This is a genomic window from Oscillibacter sp., from assembly GCF_028693505.1.
In the GTDB taxonomy this organism is placed as follows: domain Bacteria; phylum Bacillota; class Clostridia; order Oscillospirales; family Oscillospiraceae; genus Oscillibacter.
Map to the genome: position 1 here is coordinate 84,130 of NZ_JAQUVF010000005.1, position 208 is coordinate 84,337.

General features: G+C 67.3%; 1 pseudogene. It reads left to right on the forward strand.

What is annotated here, in order from left to right:
• Window positions 1–208: pseudogene (locus PHI30_RS02760) on the forward strand (electron transfer flavoprotein subunit beta); the annotation flags it as partial.

Sequence of the window (208 nt, forward strand, 5' to 3'; positions counted from 1 at the left end):
GGCATGCTGCGTGAGCTGCTGGCCATGGGCGCGGACGAAGGCGTGCTGGTCTCCGCCCGTGAATTCGGCGGCAGCGATACTTACGCCACCTCTCAGATCCTCGCGGCCGCCATCAACAAGCTGGGCGTGGAGAGCGACGATATCGTCATGTGCGGCCGGCAGGCCATTGACGGCGACACCGCCCAGGTCGGCCCCCAGATCGCGGAGA